The 18,125-nt window shown below is 72.1% G+C and carries 16 protein-coding genes; 6 read left to right on the top strand and 10 right to left on the bottom strand.

The window, feature by feature from the left end; all coding sequences use genetic code 11:
• Nucleotides 1-132: 132 nt before the first annotated feature.
• Entirely contained in the window at nucleotides 133-564 is a 432-nt protein-coding gene (locus tag ABZ873_RS25840; RefSeq protein WP_360876245.1) for an ATP-binding protein, read from the bottom strand.
• A gap of 283 nt (nucleotides 565-847) precedes the next feature.
• Between ABZ873_RS25840 and ABZ873_RS25835 the strand changes: the two genes are divergently transcribed.
• On the top strand, nucleotides 848-1,129 hold the full coding sequence (locus ABZ873_RS25835; RefSeq protein WP_360876244.1) for a WhiB family transcriptional regulator: 282 nt from the start codon (nucleotides 848-850) through the stop codon (nucleotides 1,127-1,129).
• A 36-nt stretch (nucleotides 1,130-1,165) separates the two neighbouring features.
• Here ABZ873_RS25835 and ABZ873_RS25830 read toward each other — a convergent pair whose 3' ends face one another.
• The 3 genes from ABZ873_RS25830 to ABZ873_RS25820 form a co-directional block, all read right to left on the bottom strand.
• On the bottom strand, nucleotides 1,166-2,200 hold the full coding sequence (locus ABZ873_RS25830) for a PI-PLC domain-containing protein (protein WP_360876242.1): 1,035 nt from the start codon (nucleotides 2,198-2,200) through the stop codon (nucleotides 1,166-1,168).
• Between the two features lie 70 nt (nucleotides 2,201-2,270).
• A complete protein-coding gene (locus ABZ873_RS25825) occupies nucleotides 2,271-4,196 on the bottom strand; it encodes a GAF domain-containing protein (RefSeq protein WP_360876240.1) in 1,926 nt (641 codons plus the stop codon).
• Between the two features lie 81 nt (nucleotides 4,197-4,277).
• Nucleotides 4,278-5,651: an MFS transporter gene (locus tag ABZ873_RS25820; protein WP_360876238.1), complete on the bottom strand. Its 1,374-nt coding sequence runs from the start codon at nucleotides 5,649-5,651 to the stop codon at nucleotides 4,278-4,280.
• Nucleotides 5,652-6,026: 375 nt separating this feature from the next.
• Here ABZ873_RS25820 and ABZ873_RS25815 point away from each other — a divergent pair, with 375 nt between their 5' ends.
• Nucleotides 6,027-7,004, top strand: coding sequence for a calcium-binding protein (locus tag ABZ873_RS25815; RefSeq protein WP_360876236.1), 978 nt, complete (start codon nucleotides 6,027-6,029; stop codon nucleotides 7,002-7,004).
• 420 nt (nucleotides 7,005-7,424) lie between these two features.
• On the opposite strand, the gene ABZ873_RS25810 is transcribed toward ABZ873_RS25815, so the two are convergent.
• Together ABZ873_RS25810 and ABZ873_RS25805 are read right to left on the bottom strand one after the other, a co-directional pair.
• Nucleotides 7,425-9,026: an alpha/beta hydrolase gene (locus tag ABZ873_RS25810; RefSeq protein ID WP_360876234.1), complete on the bottom strand. Its 1,602-nt coding sequence runs from the start codon at nucleotides 9,024-9,026 to the stop codon at nucleotides 7,425-7,427.
• 815 nt (nucleotides 9,027-9,841) lie between these two features.
• The gene (locus tag ABZ873_RS25805) at nucleotides 9,842-10,015 is read right to left on the bottom strand and encodes a CsbD family protein (RefSeq protein ID WP_360876233.1); all 174 of its coding nucleotides are present in this window, start codon (nucleotides 10,013-10,015) and stop codon (nucleotides 9,842-9,844) included.
• 218 nt (nucleotides 10,016-10,233) lie between these two features.
• On the opposite strand from ABZ873_RS25805, the gene ABZ873_RS25800 reads away from it, so the two are divergent.
• The gene (locus tag ABZ873_RS25800; RefSeq protein ID WP_134067084.1) at nucleotides 10,234-10,395 is read left to right on the top strand and encodes a hydrophobic protein; all 162 of its coding nucleotides are present in this window, start codon (nucleotides 10,234-10,236) and stop codon (nucleotides 10,393-10,395) included.
• Between the two features lie 257 nt (nucleotides 10,396-10,652).
• Here the strand turns inward: ABZ873_RS25800 and ABZ873_RS25795 are convergent, their stop codons facing one another.
• The 3 genes from ABZ873_RS25795 to ABZ873_RS25785 all read right to left on the bottom strand — a co-directional run bounded on the left by ABZ873_RS25795 (nucleotide 10,653) and on the right by ABZ873_RS25785 (nucleotide 12,201).
• Entirely contained in the window at nucleotides 10,653-10,913 is a 261-nt protein-coding gene (locus tag ABZ873_RS25795; RefSeq protein WP_360876231.1) for an SHOCT domain-containing protein, read from the bottom strand.
• A 32-nt stretch (nucleotides 10,914-10,945) separates the two neighbouring features.
• A complete protein-coding gene (locus ABZ873_RS25790; protein WP_360876229.1) occupies nucleotides 10,946-11,419 on the bottom strand; it encodes a DUF6325 family protein in 474 nt (157 codons plus the stop codon).
• Between the two features lie 116 nt (nucleotides 11,420-11,535).
• Nucleotides 11,536-12,201 (bottom strand): GAP family protein, encoded by a 666-nt coding sequence (locus ABZ873_RS25785; protein WP_360876227.1) that lies wholly within the window; start codon nucleotides 12,199-12,201, stop codon nucleotides 11,536-11,538.
• A gap of 262 nt (nucleotides 12,202-12,463) precedes the next feature.
• Between ABZ873_RS25785 and ABZ873_RS25780 the strand changes: the two genes are divergently transcribed.
• The 3 genes from ABZ873_RS25780 to ABZ873_RS25770 all read left to right on the top strand — a co-directional run bounded on the left by ABZ873_RS25780 (nucleotide 12,464) and on the right by ABZ873_RS25770 (nucleotide 16,607).
• Nucleotides 12,464-13,408, top strand: coding sequence for a hypothetical protein (locus tag ABZ873_RS25780; protein WP_360876225.1), 945 nt, complete (start codon nucleotides 12,464-12,466; stop codon nucleotides 13,406-13,408).
• Nucleotides 13,409-13,471: 63 nt separating this feature from the next.
• Nucleotides 13,472-14,896 carry a DUF2252 domain-containing protein gene (locus tag ABZ873_RS25775; protein WP_360876223.1) on the top strand — a complete coding sequence of 475 codons (1,425 nt, stop codon included), beginning with the start codon at nucleotides 13,472-13,474 and terminating at the stop codon, nucleotides 14,894-14,896.
• Nucleotides 14,897-14,990: 94 nt separating this feature from the next.
• Nucleotides 14,991-16,607: an MFS transporter gene (locus ABZ873_RS25770; RefSeq protein ID WP_360876221.1), complete on the top strand. Its 1,617-nt coding sequence runs from the start codon at nucleotides 14,991-14,993 to the stop codon at nucleotides 16,605-16,607.
• 24 nt (nucleotides 16,608-16,631) lie between these two features.
• Here ABZ873_RS25770 and ABZ873_RS25765 read toward each other — a convergent pair whose 3' ends face one another.
• Nucleotides 16,632-18,038 carry a hypothetical protein gene (locus tag ABZ873_RS25765; protein ID WP_360876219.1) on the bottom strand — a complete coding sequence of 469 codons (1,407 nt, stop codon included), beginning with the start codon at nucleotides 18,036-18,038 and terminating at the stop codon, nucleotides 16,632-16,634.
• Between the last annotated feature and the right edge of the window lie 87 nt (nucleotides 18,039-18,125).

Here is an 18,125-nt window from a genome sequence, read left to right as displayed (position 1 = left end):
GCGGGACCGAGGCGATGACCTCGGTCCCGCCCCACACGGCCGGTGGCGTTCTGCCGGCCGGAAGCCCCTTCGGGCCCCGGTTCGGCCCCGGTTCAGGCCGGAAGCCCTTCGGGCCCCGGTCTCCACCCGGTCTCAGAGCCCCCGGCAGAGGTCCAGCCCGCGCAGGGCCGGCTCCGGCCGCAGCCGTGCGGCGTCGATCTCCGCCCACACCACCTTGCCGTGCTCGTGCGCCTCGGCCCCCCAGTCGTCGGCGAGCCGCCGTACTATCTGCAGGCCGTGCCCGCCCGGCGTGCCCGGCCGGGATCCCGACGGCAGTCGCGGCAGCTCGCGGAGGCCGTCGTACACCTCGACGCGGAACGTTTCGCCGCTGAGCAGCTGCAGCTCGTGGCAGCCGTCCGCGTGCAGGTTCGCGTTGGTGACCAGTTCGGACACGACCAGCAGCGCGTCCTCGGCGGTGTCGCAGCCGTCCCACCCCCAGTCCCTCAGGGCCTCGCGGGTGAACTCCCTGCCCCGCGCGACCTGTCGGCGGGCGCCGCGCAGCGCCAGTCGGCGGCGCTGGCGCACGGCCGCCCTCCGGGTGGCCGGTGCGGTTTGGCCGGTGTCCGGTCCGATGGTGTGCACTGCGCCCTCACCCCGTCCTCGGTTTCGTGGTGTTCCGTGATCTCGTGGTGCGCTTGTACCCGGTCGGCCCGAACGGACACCCGCCTGTGGCAGGACGAACAGAACGGGTTTCCCGTACCGAACCGGTTTCGAAAACTCGTGCCAGGCCAGACGAGGGGGAAGGGGCGCCCGCGCGCGTGCGGGGAACGCGCCGGCGGAACCTTGACGAGACGAGAGGAGTCGGGACATGTCGAACGTGTCGCGTCTGCCCGGCCTGTCGGAGCACCTCTGGCTGTGGCAGGAGGAGGCGGCCTGCCGGAACCTCGGCACGGACCGGTTCTTCCACCCGGCGGGGGAGCGCGGGGAGGACCGTACCGTCCGGGAGCGGGGAGCCAAGGAGGTCTGCGCGCTCTGCCCGGTGCAGACGGAGTGCCTGCGGCACGCGCTGAGCGTGCAGGAGCCGTACGGGGTCTGGGGCGGGCTGAACGAGGACGAACGGCGCTCGCTCACCGCGCGGGCGGCCGGCTGATCCGCACCGGGCCGGCCACCCTGACGGCGCTGTGCCTCAGGGGCGTGTGTTGAGCTCCGCGACGACGGAGGCGGGGGTGTGGCCGCTGCCGTCCGACAGCCGGTGGAAGTCGACGGAGACGTAGTTCGGGTCCCGTCCGCCGGTCGCGGTCCGGCACGGGCCGGCGATGCGGTCGCGCAGCTTGTTGCCGTTGTCCAGGGCCGCCGTGAGCACCGTGGGCACGTTGCGGTGGTGGCTCATCGTGAACAGCCGCCTGAATCCCGGCTCCTGGCGGTCGAGCGGGATGTCCGCCCAGCGCGTGACGCAGCCGAGGTCGTTGCCGAGGTCGCCGAGGCTCCAGAAGTTGCTGACCGTCCAGGACTTGTCGTACATGACGCCCAGCCGCTCGCGGTCGGACCGGTCGGAGAAGATCAGCAGACGCTTGCCGGCGCCGACGAGATCGGCCACCCTGGGCCAGCCGTTCTGCCGTACGCCCCACTGGTCGGGCCGGAAGACCAGGTCCTGGAGGCCGCGGACCCGCCCGAGGGAGCGTTCCAGCTGCTCGGGGCTGACGTAGTCCTCCAGGAAGACGGTCACCACCTCCTGCGGGTGGGCGGCGAGGAAGTCCACGACGGTCTGCATCGTCCCGTGGAAGGACTGCCGGGGCAGGGCGTACGTGGCTCCGGCGAAGGTCTTGCAGTCGCCGTGGCAGAGGTAGACGTCGCTCGGGTAGCAGTCGCTGCCGAAGCTGATGACACAGAGCCAGGTGCTGCGCTCGTACCAGTGCGTGTCCAGGCTGAGGCCGCGGACGCCGGCGTCGAGCTGGGCCCGGATCGACTCGGACTGGTTGACCGAACTCCAGCGGGAGTCCTGGTAGTTGGTGAAGGCGTTGTGGGTGGTGAGGAAGGCGACCTCGTCGAGGCGGCGGTCGCCCCAGTGGGCGGTGGCGGCGGCGCTCGTGGCAGAAGGGGTGGGTGCCCGGTCGGCGGCGGTCGCGGTGGTCACCGTACCCAGGAGGGCCAGCAGGAGGAGGCAGACGAGGGAGCGGCGGCCGGCTCTTCTGCGGCTATGCGACATGCTCATGTCAATCATGCGCGGAGGGTAGCGCGCGGGCCGTCGATCCGCGCCCCCGTGGACGCACACGGCCGGATCCGGACGCCGGTCAGGGCTGTCGCCAGGGCGACGGCCGCTCCGGGGTGACGAGCCGGTGCAGGCGCAGGGCCAGTTGGGTCTCCAGGGCACGCTCCGGGCTGTTCCAGTCGGGCCCGAGGAGGCGGGCGATCCGGTCGAGGCGCTGGACCACCGTGTTGACGTGGACGTGCAGGCCGTCCTTCGCCTTCGACAGGCTGCCGCCCGCCGCGTAGTAGGCGGCGAGGGTGCGGATCAGCTCGGTGCCGCGCCGGGCGTCGTACTCCAGGACGGGCCCGAGGACCCGGGTCACGAATCCGCCGACGTCCCGGTGGTCGCCCAACAGCATCCCGACGAAGCCGAGTTCGGGGAGGGAGGCGCCTTCCCCGGTGCGCCCCAGGCTGCGCAGTGCCTCCAGGCAGCGCAGGGCGTCCGCGTACGTGCGCGGCAGCTCGCCGGGCCCGAGGGCCGGGCCGGCCGCCCCGACGGTGACCGGGGAGCCCAGGAACCGGCCCAATTCCAGGGCGAGTTCGCGGGGTGCGAGGCGCGCCTCGGCGGCCGGGGCGAGGATCACCACGTGCCCCTGGTACAGGCCCGCCAGCCCGCGCAGCTCCCGCGCCCGGCGGGCCGCCTCGGCCTGCAGGCGCTGGCGCCGGGGGAGTGCGCAGTGCAGTACCAGCACGTCGTGCGGGTTCCCCAGGTGCACGTCCAGCCGCCGGGCGCGCAGGGTGAGGCTGCCCGGATGCCGGGGCCGGTCGGGGTGGTCCTCGGCGAGCAGGTCGTCGAGGAGTTCGCCGCGCACCCGGTCCTCGGCCTCGGCCACCGACCGCCGCAGCAGCAGGAGGAGCGCGGCGACCAGGCTCGTACGCTCGAACAGCCGGCGGTCGGTGTCCGGCAGGGCGGGGCGCCCGGTGAGCGCGATGCTGCCCAGCAGCTCGGATCCGGCCATCACCGCGCAGACCCAGATGCCGTCCACGTCCACAGCCCGCCCGTCGGCCCGCGAGGCGGCCACCCCGTCGGCGGGCGGGGCGAGCGGGGCGGCCGCGACCCGCGCCAGTTCGGTACCGTCCGCGTCGTGCACCACCAGCCCGCCGCCGAGGATCGCGGCTATCTCCCGTGCCACGTCGGCCACTTCGCCGCCGCGCAGCACGAGATCGGTGAGCCGGTCGTGGGTTTCGGCCGCGCGGCGCAGCGCCTCGCTGTGCTCGCGGGCGGTCTCGGTGGCCGCGTTCAGTTCGAGGAGTGTGGAGTGGGTCTCGTCCAGCCTCCGGGCGCTGTCGATGGCGATGGCGGCGTGATCGGCGAGGGAGGAGAGCAGGGCGATGGAGTCCGGGGTGAACTCGCGCACGCCGCGCTGCGCCGCGTACAGCACGCCGATGAGCCGGGCGCCGAGCCGCAGCGGGACGCCGAGGATGCCCCGCAGTCCTTCCTCGCCCACGCCGGTGTCGATCGCGGGCGTATGGGCGAACTGGTCGTCGACGGTGTAGTCGGAGGTCCAGTACGGCCGCCCGGTCTGCGCCACCAGCCCGCCCAGCCCCTCGCCCATGCCCAGCCTGAGCTGCTGGAACCGGGCCGACGCGGAGCCGTCCGTGACCCGCATGAAGGTGTCCCCGGCGGCCGCGTCGGCCAGGGTCAGGTACGCGACGTCCGCCCCCAGCAGCAGCCGCGCACGGTGCACGATCGCCCGCAGTACGGCGTCCAGGTCGCGCAGCGCCGCCAGGTCCCCGGCGGTGTCGAAGAGGGCGGCGAGCTCGGTCTCGCGTCGGCGGTGCTGGGCCAGCGTGCGGCGGATGTCCAGGGCGGTCCGGGTGGCCCGGTCGACCAGGTCCTGCTCGGCGGGGGTCAGGCCGAGGGTACGAACCTGCGCCGAGGGCTCGGCGAACCGTTCCGCCGGGGCGTCCTCGGCCAGCAGCTCCAGGAGCCGCGCCACGGCGGCCGCGGTGTCGGGGGAGTCGTTCACGGGGGCCATCGTGGCAGCCTTCCGGGCCGGGAGCGGGAGCGGGGGCCGGGTCCCGGAGGCCGTTTCTCCGGGCCCGCGCACTCAGACCCGTACGGCGTCGTCGTGCGCCTTTGCCCCGGCGGCCGCCCCTTGCCCGGTGGCCGACAGATCCCGGCCCCGGGTCTCGCGGGCGGCGAGCACGGTGGCGGTGGTGACCAGGGCGGCGGCAGACAGGTACACGGAGACGGGCACCGATGAGTCGTAGTCCTTGAGCAACTCCACGGCGATGATCGGGGCGAGCGCGCCGGCGACGATCGAGGCCAGCTGGGAGCCCATGGAGGCCCCGGAGTAGCGGACCTTGGTGTCGAACAGCTCGGAGATGAAGGCGGCCTGCGGCCCGTACATCGCGCCGTGCAGGAGCAGCCCGGCGGTCACCGCGAGGGTGATGACGGCGGGCGAGCGCGAGTCGACGAGGGCGAAGAAGGCGAAGGCCCACAGCGCCATGCCGCCCGACCCGATGAGGGTGACGGGCCGCCGCCCGAGCCGGTCGGAGAGCGCGCCCCAGGCCGGAATGGCGAGGAAGTGCACGGCGGAGCCGATGAGTACGGCGTTCAGGGCGGTGGTCTTGGGCAGCCCGAGGTGCACGGTCACATACACCAACAGGAATGAAGTGAGTACGTAATAGGAAATATTCTCCCCGAACCGGGTCCCGATGGCGGTCAGTACCTCACGCCAGCTCCCCCGGAACACCTGCACCACGGGCGCCTTCTCCTTCACGCCCCGCGCCGCCTCCGCCTCGGCCTTGGCCTGAGCCTCCAGAAAAACGGGCGACTCCGACACGGAGATCCGGATCCACAGCCCCACCATCACGAGCACCCCGGACAGCAGGAACGGCACGCGCCACCCCCACGCGAGGAACGCCTCCTCGGACTGCACGGCCGCGAGCAGCGCCAGTACCCCGGTGGCCAGCAGATTCCCACCCGGAGCACCCGCCTGCGGCCACGAGGCCCAGAACCCCCGATGCCGGTCACCCCCGTGCTCGGACACGATGAGCACGGCCCCGCCCCACTCCCCGCCGAGCGCGAACCCCTGCACCAGCCGCAGCAGGGTCAGCAGCACGGGAGCCCCGACGCCGATGCTCGCGTAGGTCGGCAACAGCCCCATCCCGAAGGTGGCCCCGCCCATCATCAGCAGACTGAGCACGAGCAGCTTCTTCCGCCCGACCTTGTCCCCGAAGTGCCCGAACACCACCCCGCCGAGCGGCCGCGCGAGAAACCCGATGGCGTACGTGACGAACGCGATCAGGGTCCCGACGAGCGGGTCGGTGGTCGGAAAGAACAGGGTGTTGAACACGAGCGCGGCGGCCGACCCGTACAGGAAGAAGTCGTACCACTCGATGGTGGTCCCGATCAGACTGGCGGCGACGATGCGCGCGAGTCCTCTGGGCGGCGCGGATACAGGTGCTGCGGCGGCCATGGTCACCACTCCCGGACTGGACGACGAACTGTCCGCCACACCCTAAAAACGCCCGACCCCCGGGTGTATGTGCCGAACCACCACAGCGAACCCCCGCCACCCCCTCACCACCACCACAGACACCCAGGCCGACGGGCAGCCTTCGGGACGGACAGGACCCCCGTACGGGGGACCGGGCGGACGACGTCGCCCGGCACCAGCAGGCGGCGCTCGTGCGCCTCGGAAGTGCCGGTGCAACAGGTGCGAGGATTCCCCTCTCGGTCGGGGCACGTGTTCTCACGCCGGGGTTGAGATAGCGACCGCCGGTGCGTGCGACATCGTGGCGTGCGCCCCCGGACAACCCCTTTGGGCTGATATTCCCTGTTGGTGTGGGGCATGCCTCTGCTGGTTCGTTCCTGCTGCGTCCCGGAGGTAGATGTGCGTTCGGAAATGGTTGTCTCGGCCCGCGTGCGGGTTCTCGCTGGAGCGGCGGTGCTCGTTCTCGCGGGGGCCTTCCAGGTGCCGGTGGCGAACGCGGCGGCGGTGGAGATGTGTGGCGGGAAGCCGGCGACGATCGTCGGCACAGCGGGCAACGACACGCTGAATCTGACGAACGGCGACGACGTGGTGGTCGCGCTCGCGGGTGACGATCTGGTGCGGGTCGTGAACGGCCAGACGGGCGGCAACGACACGATCTGTCTCGGAGACGGCAACGACCGCGCCCTCAACCCGCAGGCAAACGCCGGCAAGACGCTGAGGATGTTCGGAGAGGCAGGCGCCGACACCGTCAACGGACGCGCGCTGGCCGGCGGCACCATCATCTCGGACGGAGGCAGCGGAAACGATCAGATGCGCCCCATCATCGGCGGGCCCACACTTTCCCTCAACACGTCCTTCATCTCGGGAGGCCCCGGAAACGACACCCTTGCGCTCAACAACCTGCAGAACGCGAACGGTGTCACCCTCGACGGCGGGGACGACAACGACACGATCACCGGAAGCAACAACGACCAGACCATCAACGGCGGGTCGGGCGACGACACGATCTTCGGCGACGGGCCCAACGCGGTACTGGGGCGTACCGCACTGGACACGATCAGCGGGGGACCGGGCGACGACGTCATCGAGGGCCGGTCCGGAGCGGACTACATCACGGGAGACGCGGGCAACGACCGTATCTGTGGTGACACGGTGGTCGCCGGGCCATGCCTCGAGGCAGCCGGGGCGGGTGCCGACATCATGATGGGCGGTGCCGGCGACGACATTCTCGACGGGGGCGCTTCCGTCTTTGGGCTCCTACCGGGCGACACCGCCGACGGGGGCATCGGCACCGACACCTGTCTGAACGTCGACATCGCCAGCGGCTGCGAGTAGCCTGCGGCCCGGCCCGCACCTGCGTGGACGGACTGGGTAGGGGCGGCCCTGGCGGACGCTGTCGCCCCGGTACCGGATCATCGCCGGGCGTACCCGACAAGCTCAGCCACCAGCTGCTGCCCTCGGGCCGCGGGTACTCGCGTACCCGAACCGGGCGGGCGCCGTTCCGCAGGAACGTTGCCCGACCCGGTCACCGGTTGTGGAGGATCCCCTCCCAGGGCGCCTGCGGGGACCGCGAGCACACGCTCCGGAGGTTCGGGGACGGCGGACCGCCGGCCCCCGGGGCTGCCGGGCGGGATGGTGCCGCCGGAGGGCGCTCTTCTAGCTCCCGGGGGAGGTCTGGGCCCCGAGCAGTCGGTCGCATGCTCGCTGCGTCTGCCCGAGTGCGAACGGGCCCCAGTGGCTCGGGCCCCGTGCCGTTCAGGGGGTGAAGGGCTGTCGTACGTCGGAGCAGGTGGTGTCTTCGTCGGGTGGGGTGGTGGTGAGGAGGTAGGTGGTGATGTGGTTGGCGACGCAGGCGCTCTCGGCGGGGGTGATGGTGCCGTGGCCGAAGGAGTCGACGGTGAGCAGGCGGGCGGCGGGGCCGAGTTCGCGGGCCGCGGCCTGTGCGTAGGTGTACGGGGTGGCGGGGTCGTGGAGGGCGTTGACCAGCAGGATCGGTGTGGTGCCGGTGTAGCGGTTCCAGGGGCCGCGGAAGACGTCGTTGCCGTCGGCGGGGGTGTAGGGCCAGGTCGAGCACTGGTTGAGGCCGTTGAAGACCTGGGGGCGCCCGAAGGTCGGGGCTTCCTTCTCCCACTGGTCGGCCAGGCCGGGGAGGCGCTCCACGCCGCGGGGGGAGGGCATGTCCGTGCAGTTGACCGCGGGGTTGGCGTTGTTCCCGGTGTACGGCGTGTCGGCGGCGCGTGGCCGGGCACGTCCCGGGTCGCCCGTCGTGGGCGTGGGCAGGGCCGTGTAGAGGTCCTGCCAGCGTTTGGCAAGCGCGCTGTAGAGGCCCGGGTCGGGAAGGCTGTCGTAGAGGTCGTTGACGAAGGAGTTGAGCGAGGTGACCTTGCCGTCGGCGGTGGTGACGGAGGAGTCGGCGTGGGCGCGCAGATAGCTGCGGATCGTGTCGAACTTGCCGAGCGGGTCGCCTTCCGCGAAGGGACACGCCGGTGTCCCGGCTTCCTTGCAGCGCTGGAGCAGCGCGCCCAGCACGTCTTCGTAGTTGAGCGCGCGGTCGTGTTCGTAGCGCGTGCCGTCCGAGGAGCGCAGGCCCGGATCCACGTTGCCGGTGTTGACGATCGCCCGGACCCTGTCCGGGAACATGTTCGCGTAGGTGTCGCCGAGGAACGTGCCGTAGGAGACCCCGAAGTAGGTCAGTTTTTCGTCCCCCACCGCCTGCCGCAGCAGGTCCAGGTCCCGCGCCACGACGGCCGTGGACATGTGGGGCAGCAGCACCCCGGCGTTGTCGCGACACAGACCGCCCTGCGTGGTCAGCGCGTCGGCTTCGTCCGCGAGTTGCCGCGGGGTCACCGGGGCGCGCATCAGCTTGGCGTCGACCTCGGCGAACTGCTCCTGGGAGGTGTAGCAGCGCAGCGGCATGCTGCGCCCCACCCCGCGCGGGTCGAACGCGACCACGTCGAAACGCTCCAGGACCTGCGGGGAGAAGAAGTACTCCGAGAACACGGGCGCGCCCCAGACAGCGCCGCCGGGTCCGCCGAGGTTCATGAGGACCGACCCGATCCGCTGGCCCGGGCCCTTGGCACTGCGCTTCATCAGGGCCAGCGGTACGGTGCCGTTCTCGGGGTGTGCGTGATCCAGCGGGACGTCGTAGGTGGCGCAGCGCATCAGCGCCGGGTCGACGCCCGCGGGCAGGTCCTTCAACGCGTCCGGCGGGCAGTCCTCCCACACCACGGGCGCGGCCTCGCGCCCCTGGAGCGCAGCGGCCCCCGCCCCGCCCGGGCTCCCGGCCCAGGCCGCCAGGGCCACGAGGGCCACCGCCATGCGACGTACCCGCCGCCGTCCGCCACCGATGGACTCCACGATCACGCCCTCCGACACTGTCGCCGTACCCGCACGCCGCGAAGCCTTACCCGGGCCGGGGCGTGTGCGTGGTGAACACACCGAAAGGTCATCTGAGCGGAGTATCGAGGGCCGGTGCCCGACGTCTTCATTACGGCTCCTCACCCGAAGCCGCCGCCCCCGCCCACCAGCACCAGCACCAGCAGCACAGGGCACCGGCCAGTGCGCCGGGCGCACGCGGTGACCGTGGGCTCCGCCCGGGGGTTTCCCGCTGGCCACGACCAGCACCTGTTCTGCTACAGAGTCGCTCCGGTTTGCAAATTGCCGTTTCCACTAGTGTCAGTGCCCTCTGGGGTCACATACGCGTTCGATGTGTCCTTGGTCTTCCTGTTGCCGTACATAGGCAGGTCGGCTCCACCGCAGTGGTTGAGCGGGGTCGCGACGGGAAGGGCGGCGAGCAGCCCTGTGCTCCCTTGGGCGTGTCCATTAGTACTCGGGCCCGGAGCGGAAGCCCCGGAGTTGGTGCAGTGATTGTTCATCGACGGAGAAGCGATGACGACGATTCCGCCGGCTGATGCAGGGGCGGCACCGGAGAGTCCGGCTCCCAGTGCCGTAGCCGTGAGTCCGAGAGCGGCAAGAGTCTTGCGAGTGGTAAGCACGTAGATACAACGCAGCAGAGCCCACATCAGCGCGGTGAGTCACTCCTCCGGGGGCGTGCACCGGAAATCCATGGGGCTTTCGACGGGTGTCCGCCGGCCTTCTGGAGACGCAGCTGGACCCCGCCCCTTCGGCGGGGCGGGGTCCAGCGGGGGACGGCGTTGCGCCGGTCCGGTCGCCTAGTGGCGGAGGGTGTCCTTGATGTCTTCCTTGGCCTGGCGGGCGTTGCCCTTGGCCTGGTCGGCGTGGCCCTCGGCGGTCAGGCGCTCGTTGCCCACCGCGCGGCCGACGGTCTCCTTGACCTTGCCCTTGGCCTGCTCGCCCTGCGCCTTGGTCTTCTCGGTGCCCGACATCGGGACCTCCTCGTTGTTGTACCGGCTTGGTCGTGACCATCCGCCTGCTCCCGATCCCGGCACGTAAACGGGGGACTTCTTCCACCGGCTTCCACTGGCGCCGCCCGACGGAGGGGCCAAGTCGGCACGCCTGCCCGCCTGCGCGGATAAGAAACAGCTAAGTTCGTACGCATGACCGAGGGGACGCCGGGCACCTGCTGCTTCGGAGGTTGATAACTATGGTTCCCCTGCTTCTCGTTCTTCTGCTCATCCTGATCCTCTTCGGCGCCGGCTTCGCGGTGAAGATCCTCTGGTGGATCGCCATCGCGGTGCTGGTCCTGTGGCTGATCGGGTTCGTCGCCCGCCCGAAGGGCAGCAGCGGCCGCTGGTACCGCTGGTAGCAACGCGGCACCAAGCGCACAACGGCGGTGGCCGGCCCCATCTGGGGCCGGCCACCGCCGTTCTGTCGTATGCCCGGGGGTGAAAGGGACGGGCGGGGGTAGGCGCGGAGTCAGCCGGGCCGGTCGCCGTGACGCAGCAGGGGACCTGCTCACCTCCAACGATCGGCGGCCGCCCGGTCCCAGGGCCAGCCCCCGAACAGCCCGCGCCCTCCCAGCTCCGCGCGCCCGCGTCCTGCCACCCGCTTACGCCGGGTGGTTCAGCCGAGGATGCGGCGTTTTTGGTCGGCGAATTCTGCTTCTGTGAGGATGCCCTGGTCGCGGAGGTCGCCCAGCTGCTTGAGTTGGTCGAGCTTGTTGGGGGTGTCCGCCGGTGGGGGAGCCGCCTGCGGCTGTGGCTCGGGGGCGGCTTCCTGTTGGGACCAGCGGCCTGCCTGGCGGCGGGAGACGCGGTTGGAGACCGCGGTGGCGGTGCCGGCCACGACGGCGGTGCGGGCGATGCCGCGAAGGAGTCCGGGCATTGGGGTCATCTCCTGGCTGGGGGAGGGGCGGGTCATTCCAGGTCGGCCGGGTCCTCCATGGCCTCGAGGGAGGCGAGGAGTGCCTGGACGGGGATGCGGCCGGCCGCTACGAGCTGTGCTCCACCGCGGCGGAGTTCGCGGGCCAGGGGGGCCGCCCAGGTGTTCTCGTAGACGAGGACCCCCGCGGAGTTGCCGGGTTCCAGGGCGGTGCCGGCGTCGTCGATGTCGCCCTGGTCGAGGAGGCCCGAGGAGGCTCCCTCGAAGATCGTGAGGTCGACCTCGTCGCCGAAGTCCCGCAGTTCCACCGCGCTCACCGTGCCGTCCTCGTCCTTGCGGATGAAGACCAGATCCAGGATGCGGATGATGCCCCGGTCGACGAGGTCGACCAGCATGGGCAGGCCCTGCCCCGTCATGCGGTTGCCCGGGAATTCGATCACCAGGTAGTCGACCGGACCCATGTCCTCGATGTCGTCGAGCCCTGCGCGTCCCTCGGCCTCGCTGGTCATGGCGGCTCCTGGAGAGTGCGTGGTCGGGCGTGGGTGTGTCTGGCCCGCTCATCCCCTATTGCAGCACCGGGGCCGGGGCCGCGCATGTGCGGGACGGACGGGCGGCACGGGCCCGCTCAACTCGTCAGCTGGAAGATGCTCTTCGCCGTCAGGTAGAGGCCGAGCCCCAGGCAGAGGACCACGATCGCCTGGTCCGCGTGGTTCTTGAGCCACTGGCGCAGGCGCAGCAGCCGCGCCTGGGCCGCGTCCTTCGCGAAGACGATGTACAGCTCGGCCGCGATCAGACCCGCGCTGGCGACCACGCAGAAGCCGAACAGGGCGAGCCAGGACTCCCAGTGCGCGGTGTTCGCCTCCAGCACCGTCACGGCGCCCGCGGCCACCATGCCCCAGGGCTGGACCAGTACGGCCAGACCCGCGGAGGCCCACAGCCCGCCGGAGTCCTTACCGGTGCCGCCTTCGGTGCTCGCCTCCTCCGGCCTACGGGCGGTGGGGTGGGTTTTCATGCGCCGGTGGCGGTGCACGCCGTAGATCACCAGGGCCACGCCGATGGCCAGCTTCACGGAGATGCCCGCCAGGCCCGGCGGGGAGCGGGGTGGCGGGGGCTGGCCGTCGGTTACGCCGAGGACGATCGCGATCACCGCGACGAGGCAGGCCAGCCAGGCCAGGATGAAGGCCAGGCCCTTCCACACGCCCCGGGACGAGGACACCACGAGGGCGAACGCCATGATCGGCAGCGGGTTGAGCGCGATGGCCACCGCGATGAGCATGAGGTCGAGGACCATGACCGCCCCAATCGTGTGACGACCACCGACCAACTCCGACACTACGCGGCACCGCCGCCCGCGACATGTCCGGACCGGCCGCCCTCCGGCATGCCCGCCCCCACACCCGTCCGAGATGCCCGCGCGCGAACGGTCCTCCACCCTGGACGCACACGAAGGAGGGCGCCATGACGAGGACCGCGCCGCCGGCGCCGGGCCGTCGGGTTCCTTCTCCGTACGACCACGGCCCCCACCGCCACCGCCTCCGCCCGGTGCGCCCCTGATGCCCGCCGACCCGCCCCCGAGCGCGCGCCCCCGCCCCCGCCGGCTCCTGCGGGCCTCCTGGTGGCAGAACCGCTCGCGCCAACTCGTCGAGACCGGGAAGAGGATCCAGCGCCGCAGCGAGGAACGTTTCCCGGTGATCACCCATCTGGCCGAGCGCATGGTGTCGGTGAACATCTTCGACTCCGCCACCCGGGTGGCCGCCCAGGTGTTCCTGACCGCCGTGCCCCTGCTCTTCGTCATCGCCTCCTTCGCCCCCCACGCCCTCCAGCAGCAGCTCGCCGCCTCCCTGCGCACGATGTTCGGGCTCAGCGGCGCGGCCGACCAGGAGCTCACCGACCTCTTCGCCGGCTCCGACGAGGACCTGCAGAACGCGGTCGGCCTGGTGGGCGCCCTGATGGTGCTGCTGTCGGCGACCGCCGTGAGCCGCGCCGTCCAGCGGCTGTGCAAACGGGCCTGGGGGATCCCCCGGACCGGGACCCGGATCGCGATGTGGCGCTGGGTGGTGTGGATCGCCGTGTGGACCTGCCTGCTCATGGTCCAGGGGCCGGTGCGCGAGGGCTTCGGCCTCGGCCTGTGGCTGGGCGTCCCGCTCACGCTGGTGTTCCAGACGGGCGTGTGGTGGTGGACCCAGCACCTGCTGCTGGGCGGCCTGGTCGGCTGGCTGCCGCTGCTGCCCGGCGCCGTGATCACCGGCGCGGCCGTCACCGTCCTGTCGCTCACGGCCCGCCTCTACCTGCCCGTCGCCCTCAACAAGGCCCTCGGTGAATTCGGCGCCGCCGGCTCCGTCTTCGTCGTGCTGTCCTGGCTGATCGTGCTGTGCGTGGCGGTCGCGATCGGCCTCAGCATGGGCTCCGTACTGGCCCAGCAGCCCTATCTCGCGGGCCGCCTGGGCAGTCCCGTACCCGGCGCGTGGACGGAGCGCGCCGGGGGTCGGCCGGGCTGAGGAGCGCGGGTCCCGGGCGGTAGGCATGCTGGAAGACACAGGCCCCGGAGCCAGGAGGTCCGTATGAGGGCGATCCACGGAGTGAACGCGGCGGGCGGCGGCCCCTGGCTGTCCCCCGAGGACCGGGCCGCCCGGGGCCGCGCCGCCCGCAAGCGGGTGCCGCGCTCCGCCCACGAGGAGTTCGACCCGGCCGCGCGGCCACGGGACCCGGTGGACATCATCGAGCGGCAGTCGGCCACCCGGCTGCCGGAGCTGGTGCCGATCCGCTACGGCCGGATGACCGAATCCCCCTTCCGCTTCTACCGGGGCGCCGCCGCGATCATGGCCGCCGACCTGGCCGGTACCCCGGACTCCGGGCTGCGCGCCCAGCTCTGCGGCGACGCGCACATGCTGAACTTCCGGCTCCTCGGATCCCCCGAGCGCAATCTGCTCTTCGACATCAACGACTTCGACGAGACCCTGCCCGGCCCCTGGGAGTGGGACGTCAAAAGGCTGGCCGCCAGCCTGGTCATCGCCGGCCGCGAGAACGGCTTCAACGAGGGCGAGCGGGCCGGAATCGTACGTTCCACCGTGCGCTCCTACCGCGAGCAGATGCGCCGCTTCGCCACCCTGAGCAATCTGGAGGTCTGGTACGCCCGCATCGACGAGCAGCAGCTCCAGAAGGTGACGGCCGAGACCCTGCACGCGCGCGGCCGCCGGCGCCTGTCGGAGACCATCTCCAAGGCGCGCGGCCGCGGCAGCCTCCAGGCGTTCGAGAAGCTCACCGAGGTGGTCGGCGGCGAGCGCCGCTTCGCGGCCGTGCCCCAGCTGATCACCCCGCTCGCGGAGCTGCTCCCGGACCAGGAGCGCGAGGTCCTGGAGGAGGTGATCCGCGACCTCCTCACTCGCTACGGGCGCACCCTCCCCACCGACCGCCGCCACCTGCTGGACCAGTTCACCGTGGTCGACATGGCCCGCAAGGTGGTCGGCGTCGGCAGCGTCGGCACCCGGTGCTGGATCGTACTGCTGCTGGGCCGGGACGGTACGGACCCGCTGATCCTCCAGGCCAAGGAGGCGTCGGAGTCGGTGCTCGCCGAGCACGCGGGCGCGAGTGTGTACGCGACCCAGGGCGAGCGGGTCGTCGCCGGGCAGCGCCTGATGCAGGCGGCCAGCGACATCTTCCTGGGCTGGAACCAGGTCGAGGGCATCGACGGCCGCGAACGCGACTTCTACCTGCGGCAGCTGCGCGACTGGAAGGCCATCGCGGAACCGGCGGAGATGGTCCCGCGCGGGATGCGGCTCTTCGGGGAGCTGTGCGGCGAGACCCTGGCCCGCGCGCACGCCCGCTCCGGGGACCGCATCGCCATCGCCGCCTACCTGGGCGGCGGCGAGGTCTTCGACCAGGCCCTGGTCGGCTTCGCGGAGAGCTACGCCGACCAGAACGAACGCGACCACCAGGCCCTGCTGGACGCCGTGGCGTCCGGCCGGGTGACCGCCGAGGCGGCCTGAGCACGGGCCGCCTGAACACTGGCCCGCCCCCGGTCGGCGTACCCGACCGGCGAGGCTGCCCGCCCCTCCCGTACGGCGGTGGAACGCTGCCCGCATGACAGCGAAGGCACGTACGGCCGGAAAGGCGGGAGCCGCGAACGTCGTCCTGCTGACGCTGGCCTCCGGGCAGTTCCTGATGGCCCTGGACAGCTCGGTCATGAACGTCTCGATCGCGACCGTCGCCGAGGACATCGGCACCACGGTCAGCGGCATCCAGGGCGCCATCACCGCCTACACCCTCGTCATGGCCGTGCTCATGATCTGCGGCGGCAAGATCGGCGCGCTCATCGGCCGCAAACGGGCCTTCCTCCTCGGCTGCGTGGTCTACGGCTGCGGATCCCTCACCACCGCCCTCGCGCCCAACCTCACGGTCCTGATGATCGGCTGGTCCTTCCTCGAAGGCGTCGGCGCGGCCCTGATCATGCCGGCCATCGTCGCGCTGGTGGCCTCGAACTTCGCGGTCGAACGCCGCCCGGCCGCCTACGGCCTGGTCGCCGCCGCCGGCGCCGTCGCGATCGCCGTCGGGCCGCTCATCGGCGGCCTGGCCACCACCTTCTTCTCCTGGCGCTGGGTCTTCGCCGGTGAGGTGCTGGTGGTCGCCGGCATCCTGGTGCTCGCCCGCCGCGTCGCCGACGCGCCGCCCGACCACCGGCCGCGCATCGACGTCGTCGGCGCCGTCCTGTCGGCCCTGGGCATCGGCCTGCTCGTCTACGGGGTGCTGCGCACCAGCGAGTGGGGCTGGTTCCGCCCGAAGAGCAGCGCCATCGCCTGGCTCTCCGTCTCGCCCGTCGTCTGGCTCATGCTCGCCGCCGTCCTGCTGCTGTGGCTGTTCTTCCGCTGGGAGGACCGGCGCGTGGCCCGGGGCACCGAACCGCTCATCGACCCCGCGCTGCTGGGCAACCGGCAGCTCACCGGCGGCCTGACGATGTTCTTCTTCCAGTACCTCGTGCAGATGGGCGTGTTCTTCGTCGTCCCGCTCTACCTGTCCGTGGCGCTCGGCCTGTCCGCGCTGCGCACCGGCGTGCTGATCCTCCCGCTGTCCGTGACCCTGCTCGCCGCCGCGGTCGGCATCCCGCGGCTGCTGCCGGAGGTCTCACCCCGGCGCGTGGTCAAGTGCGGGGTGCTCGCCATGTTCGCCGGAGCCGTGGTGCTGCTGGCCGTACTGGACGAGAACTCCACCGAGGGCGTGGTGGTCGTACCGCTGCTGCTGATCGGCCTGGGCATGGGCGCGCTCGCCTCCCAGCTCGGCGCGGTCACCGTCTCGGCCGTCCCCGACGAGCAGAGCGCCGAGGTCGGCGGCATCCAGAACACCGTCACCAACCTCGGCGCCTCGATCGGTACGGCCCTCGCCGGATCGATCCTCATCGCCGCCCTGACCTCGTCCTTCCTGGGTGCCGTCGAGCAGAACCCGGCGGTGCCGGCCGAGGTCAAGGCCCAGGCGAACATCAGCCTGGCGGGCGGCGCGCCCTTCCTGTCGGACGATCAGCTCACCGCCGCGCTCGACCAGGCGGGCGTGGACCCGGCCGTCGCGGACGCCGCCGTCGCGGCGAACGAGACCGCCCGGATCGACGGCCTGCGCGCCGCGCTCGCCATCCTGGCCCTGGCCGCCCTGACGGCCCTCTTCTTCACCCAGCGCATCCCCACGACCCAGCCGGGCGCGCGCAGTCCCTGAGCACGCGGCGCGACCGGTGGGTGCCTACGGGGCCTCCGGCGGGCCCCCGGCACCCGGCCCGCCACCCGCGTCCGTACGCCGGCCAGGGCCCGCCGCGTCGCTACCCGCGCCGGGCGCGACAGCACCAGCAGCACCAGGAGCACCACCAGCACCGGCCACGCCCACCGCCCCCGGCTCCTCCTCCAGGAAGTCCGCCACCGCCAGCGCGAAGAGCAGCGCCAGGGCGAGGCCGAGGACCACCCAGCCGGTGGGGTGTGGCCACAGCACGTACACCACCACCGCGACCGCCACCAGGATCCAGGTGATCCAGACGCGGTGCCGGTGGACGAACGGCCCCACCGGGCCGGTACGCATCCCCAGCCGGTCGGCGGTGGCCCGTACGGCGGTGATGCCCGCGTGCCACATCTGGCGGATCGCGGTGGCCCAGCGCCCCGGCCCGGAGAGCCAGGCGGCCAGCGCGAGCAGCACACCGAGGACGATCACCATCCGGACCGAGATCCGCAGCAGCCGCACCATCGCGTCGTAGACGGAGCCGGCCGCCGCCTGGGAGACGGTGTCGGGCAGGGCGTTGAGGTACACCGTACGGAAGACCGTGAGCACCACCCCGAGCACCAGCGCGGCGAAGGCGAAGCCCAGGGCCGCCGCGACGAGGGCGCGGCGGCGGTGCGCGGAGAGCAGGATGCCCGCGGCGGCGAGCAGGACGGCCAGGACGGGCAGCCACACCCCGGCCAGCTCCAGCAGCCGGAAGGCGGTCTTCACCCGGCCGATGTCCTGGGACTGGACGACGGTGAAGTCGGTGTGGACCTCGGGGATCTTGTTCGCCACGGTCAGCCCGGACTGCACCAGCCGCTGCTTGACCTCCTCCACCACCGGGGCGAGATCGAGGGTCACCGCGTCGTTCTTGATCTGCACGGCCCCCTCACTGTTGCCGGTGAGGGCGCGCACGAGCGAGGTGTGGATCGTACGGTTGGCGTTCGTCCAGATCGTCTCGAAGCCGTCCGAGGCGACCACCTCTTGGGCCTTCTCGTGGACGAAGCTGCTCAGCGCGCTCTCCAGCGAGCCGCCGAGCTTCCCCAGGGCCTTCTCCAGCAGCGGGCGCTGGTCCGGGGCCACGTCCTCCAGCAGGGCGGGGAGGTCGATGTGCTGCATGACCGCGCCGGTGACCCGGTTCGCCACGGCCGCCTGCACGTCCGCGTCCGAGGCGAGCGGGGCCACCGTCGTCACATAGCGGTCGGTGTCGCCGACGATGTCCGAGGTCCAGGCCGCCACGATGCCCAGCGGCGCCAGTACGCACCCGAGGACGATCAGGACGGCGGCGAGGAGCGAGCGCGTCCGGTGCCGCTGCGGCGGCCGGGCGGCCGTCTCCGACTCCAGCGCGGCGACACGCGCGCGGAGCGCGGCCAGTTCGTCCTGCGGGTTCTCCTGCGCCATCGCCGGCCTCCTACGGGTCGGATATCAGGCAAACACCGCCCGGCGCGGGCGCGCGCGGCGGGGCGGACCGATCGGGTGAGGCCGCGC

Origin of the sequence: Streptomyces sp. NPDC047014 (genome assembly GCF_040644195.1) — a bacterium.
GTDB lineage: Bacteria > Actinomycetota > Actinomycetes > Streptomycetales > Streptomycetaceae > Streptomyces.
Note: the sequence above shows the minus strand (reverse complement) of the source record. Positions and strands in the feature narration are given on the sequence as shown.

Coding starts and splice junctions, on each gene's coding strand:
- ABZ873_RS25765 (WP_360876219.1), bottom strand. CDS start 18,038: ATGGCGCAGGAGAACCCGCAGGACGAACTGGCCGCGCTCCGCGCGCGT.
- ABZ873_RS25830 (WP_360876242.1), bottom strand. CDS start 2,200: ATGATTGACATGAGCATGTCGCATAGCCGCAGAAGAGCCGGCCGCCGC.
- ABZ873_RS25785 (WP_360876227.1), bottom strand. CDS start 12,201: ATGGTCCTCGACCTCATGCTCATCGCGGTGGCCATCGCGCTCAACCCG.
- ABZ873_RS25795 (WP_360876231.1), bottom strand. CDS start 10,913: ATGCCCGGACTCCTTCGCGGCATCGCCCGCACCGCCGTCGTGGCCGGC.
- ABZ873_RS25805 (WP_360876233.1), bottom strand. CDS start 10,015: ATGTCGGGCACCGAGAAGACCAAGGCGCAGGGCGAGCAGGCCAAGGGC.
- ABZ873_RS25820 (WP_360876238.1), bottom strand. CDS start 5,651: ATGGCCGCCGCAGCACCTGTATCCGCGCCGCCCAGAGGACTCGCGCGC.
- ABZ873_RS25835 (WP_360876244.1), top strand. CDS start 848: ATGTCGAACGTGTCGCGTCTGCCCGGCCTGTCGGAGCACCTCTGGCTG.
- ABZ873_RS25780 (WP_360876225.1), top strand. CDS start 12,464: ATGCCCGCCGACCCGCCCCCGAGCGCGCGCCCCCGCCCCCGCCGGCTC.
- ABZ873_RS25770 (WP_360876221.1), top strand. CDS start 14,991: ATGACAGCGAAGGCACGTACGGCCGGAAAGGCGGGAGCCGCGAACGTC.
- ABZ873_RS25790 (WP_360876229.1), bottom strand. CDS start 11,419: ATGACCAGCGAGGCCGAGGGACGCGCAGGGCTCGACGACATCGAGGAC.
- ABZ873_RS25775 (WP_360876223.1), top strand. CDS start 13,472: ATGAGGGCGATCCACGGAGTGAACGCGGCGGGCGGCGGCCCCTGGCTG.
- ABZ873_RS25800 (WP_134067084.1), top strand. CDS start 10,234: ATGGTTCCCCTGCTTCTCGTTCTTCTGCTCATCCTGATCCTCTTCGGC.
- ABZ873_RS25815 (WP_360876236.1), top strand. CDS start 6,027: ATGCCTCTGCTGGTTCGTTCCTGCTGCGTCCCGGAGGTAGATGTGCGT.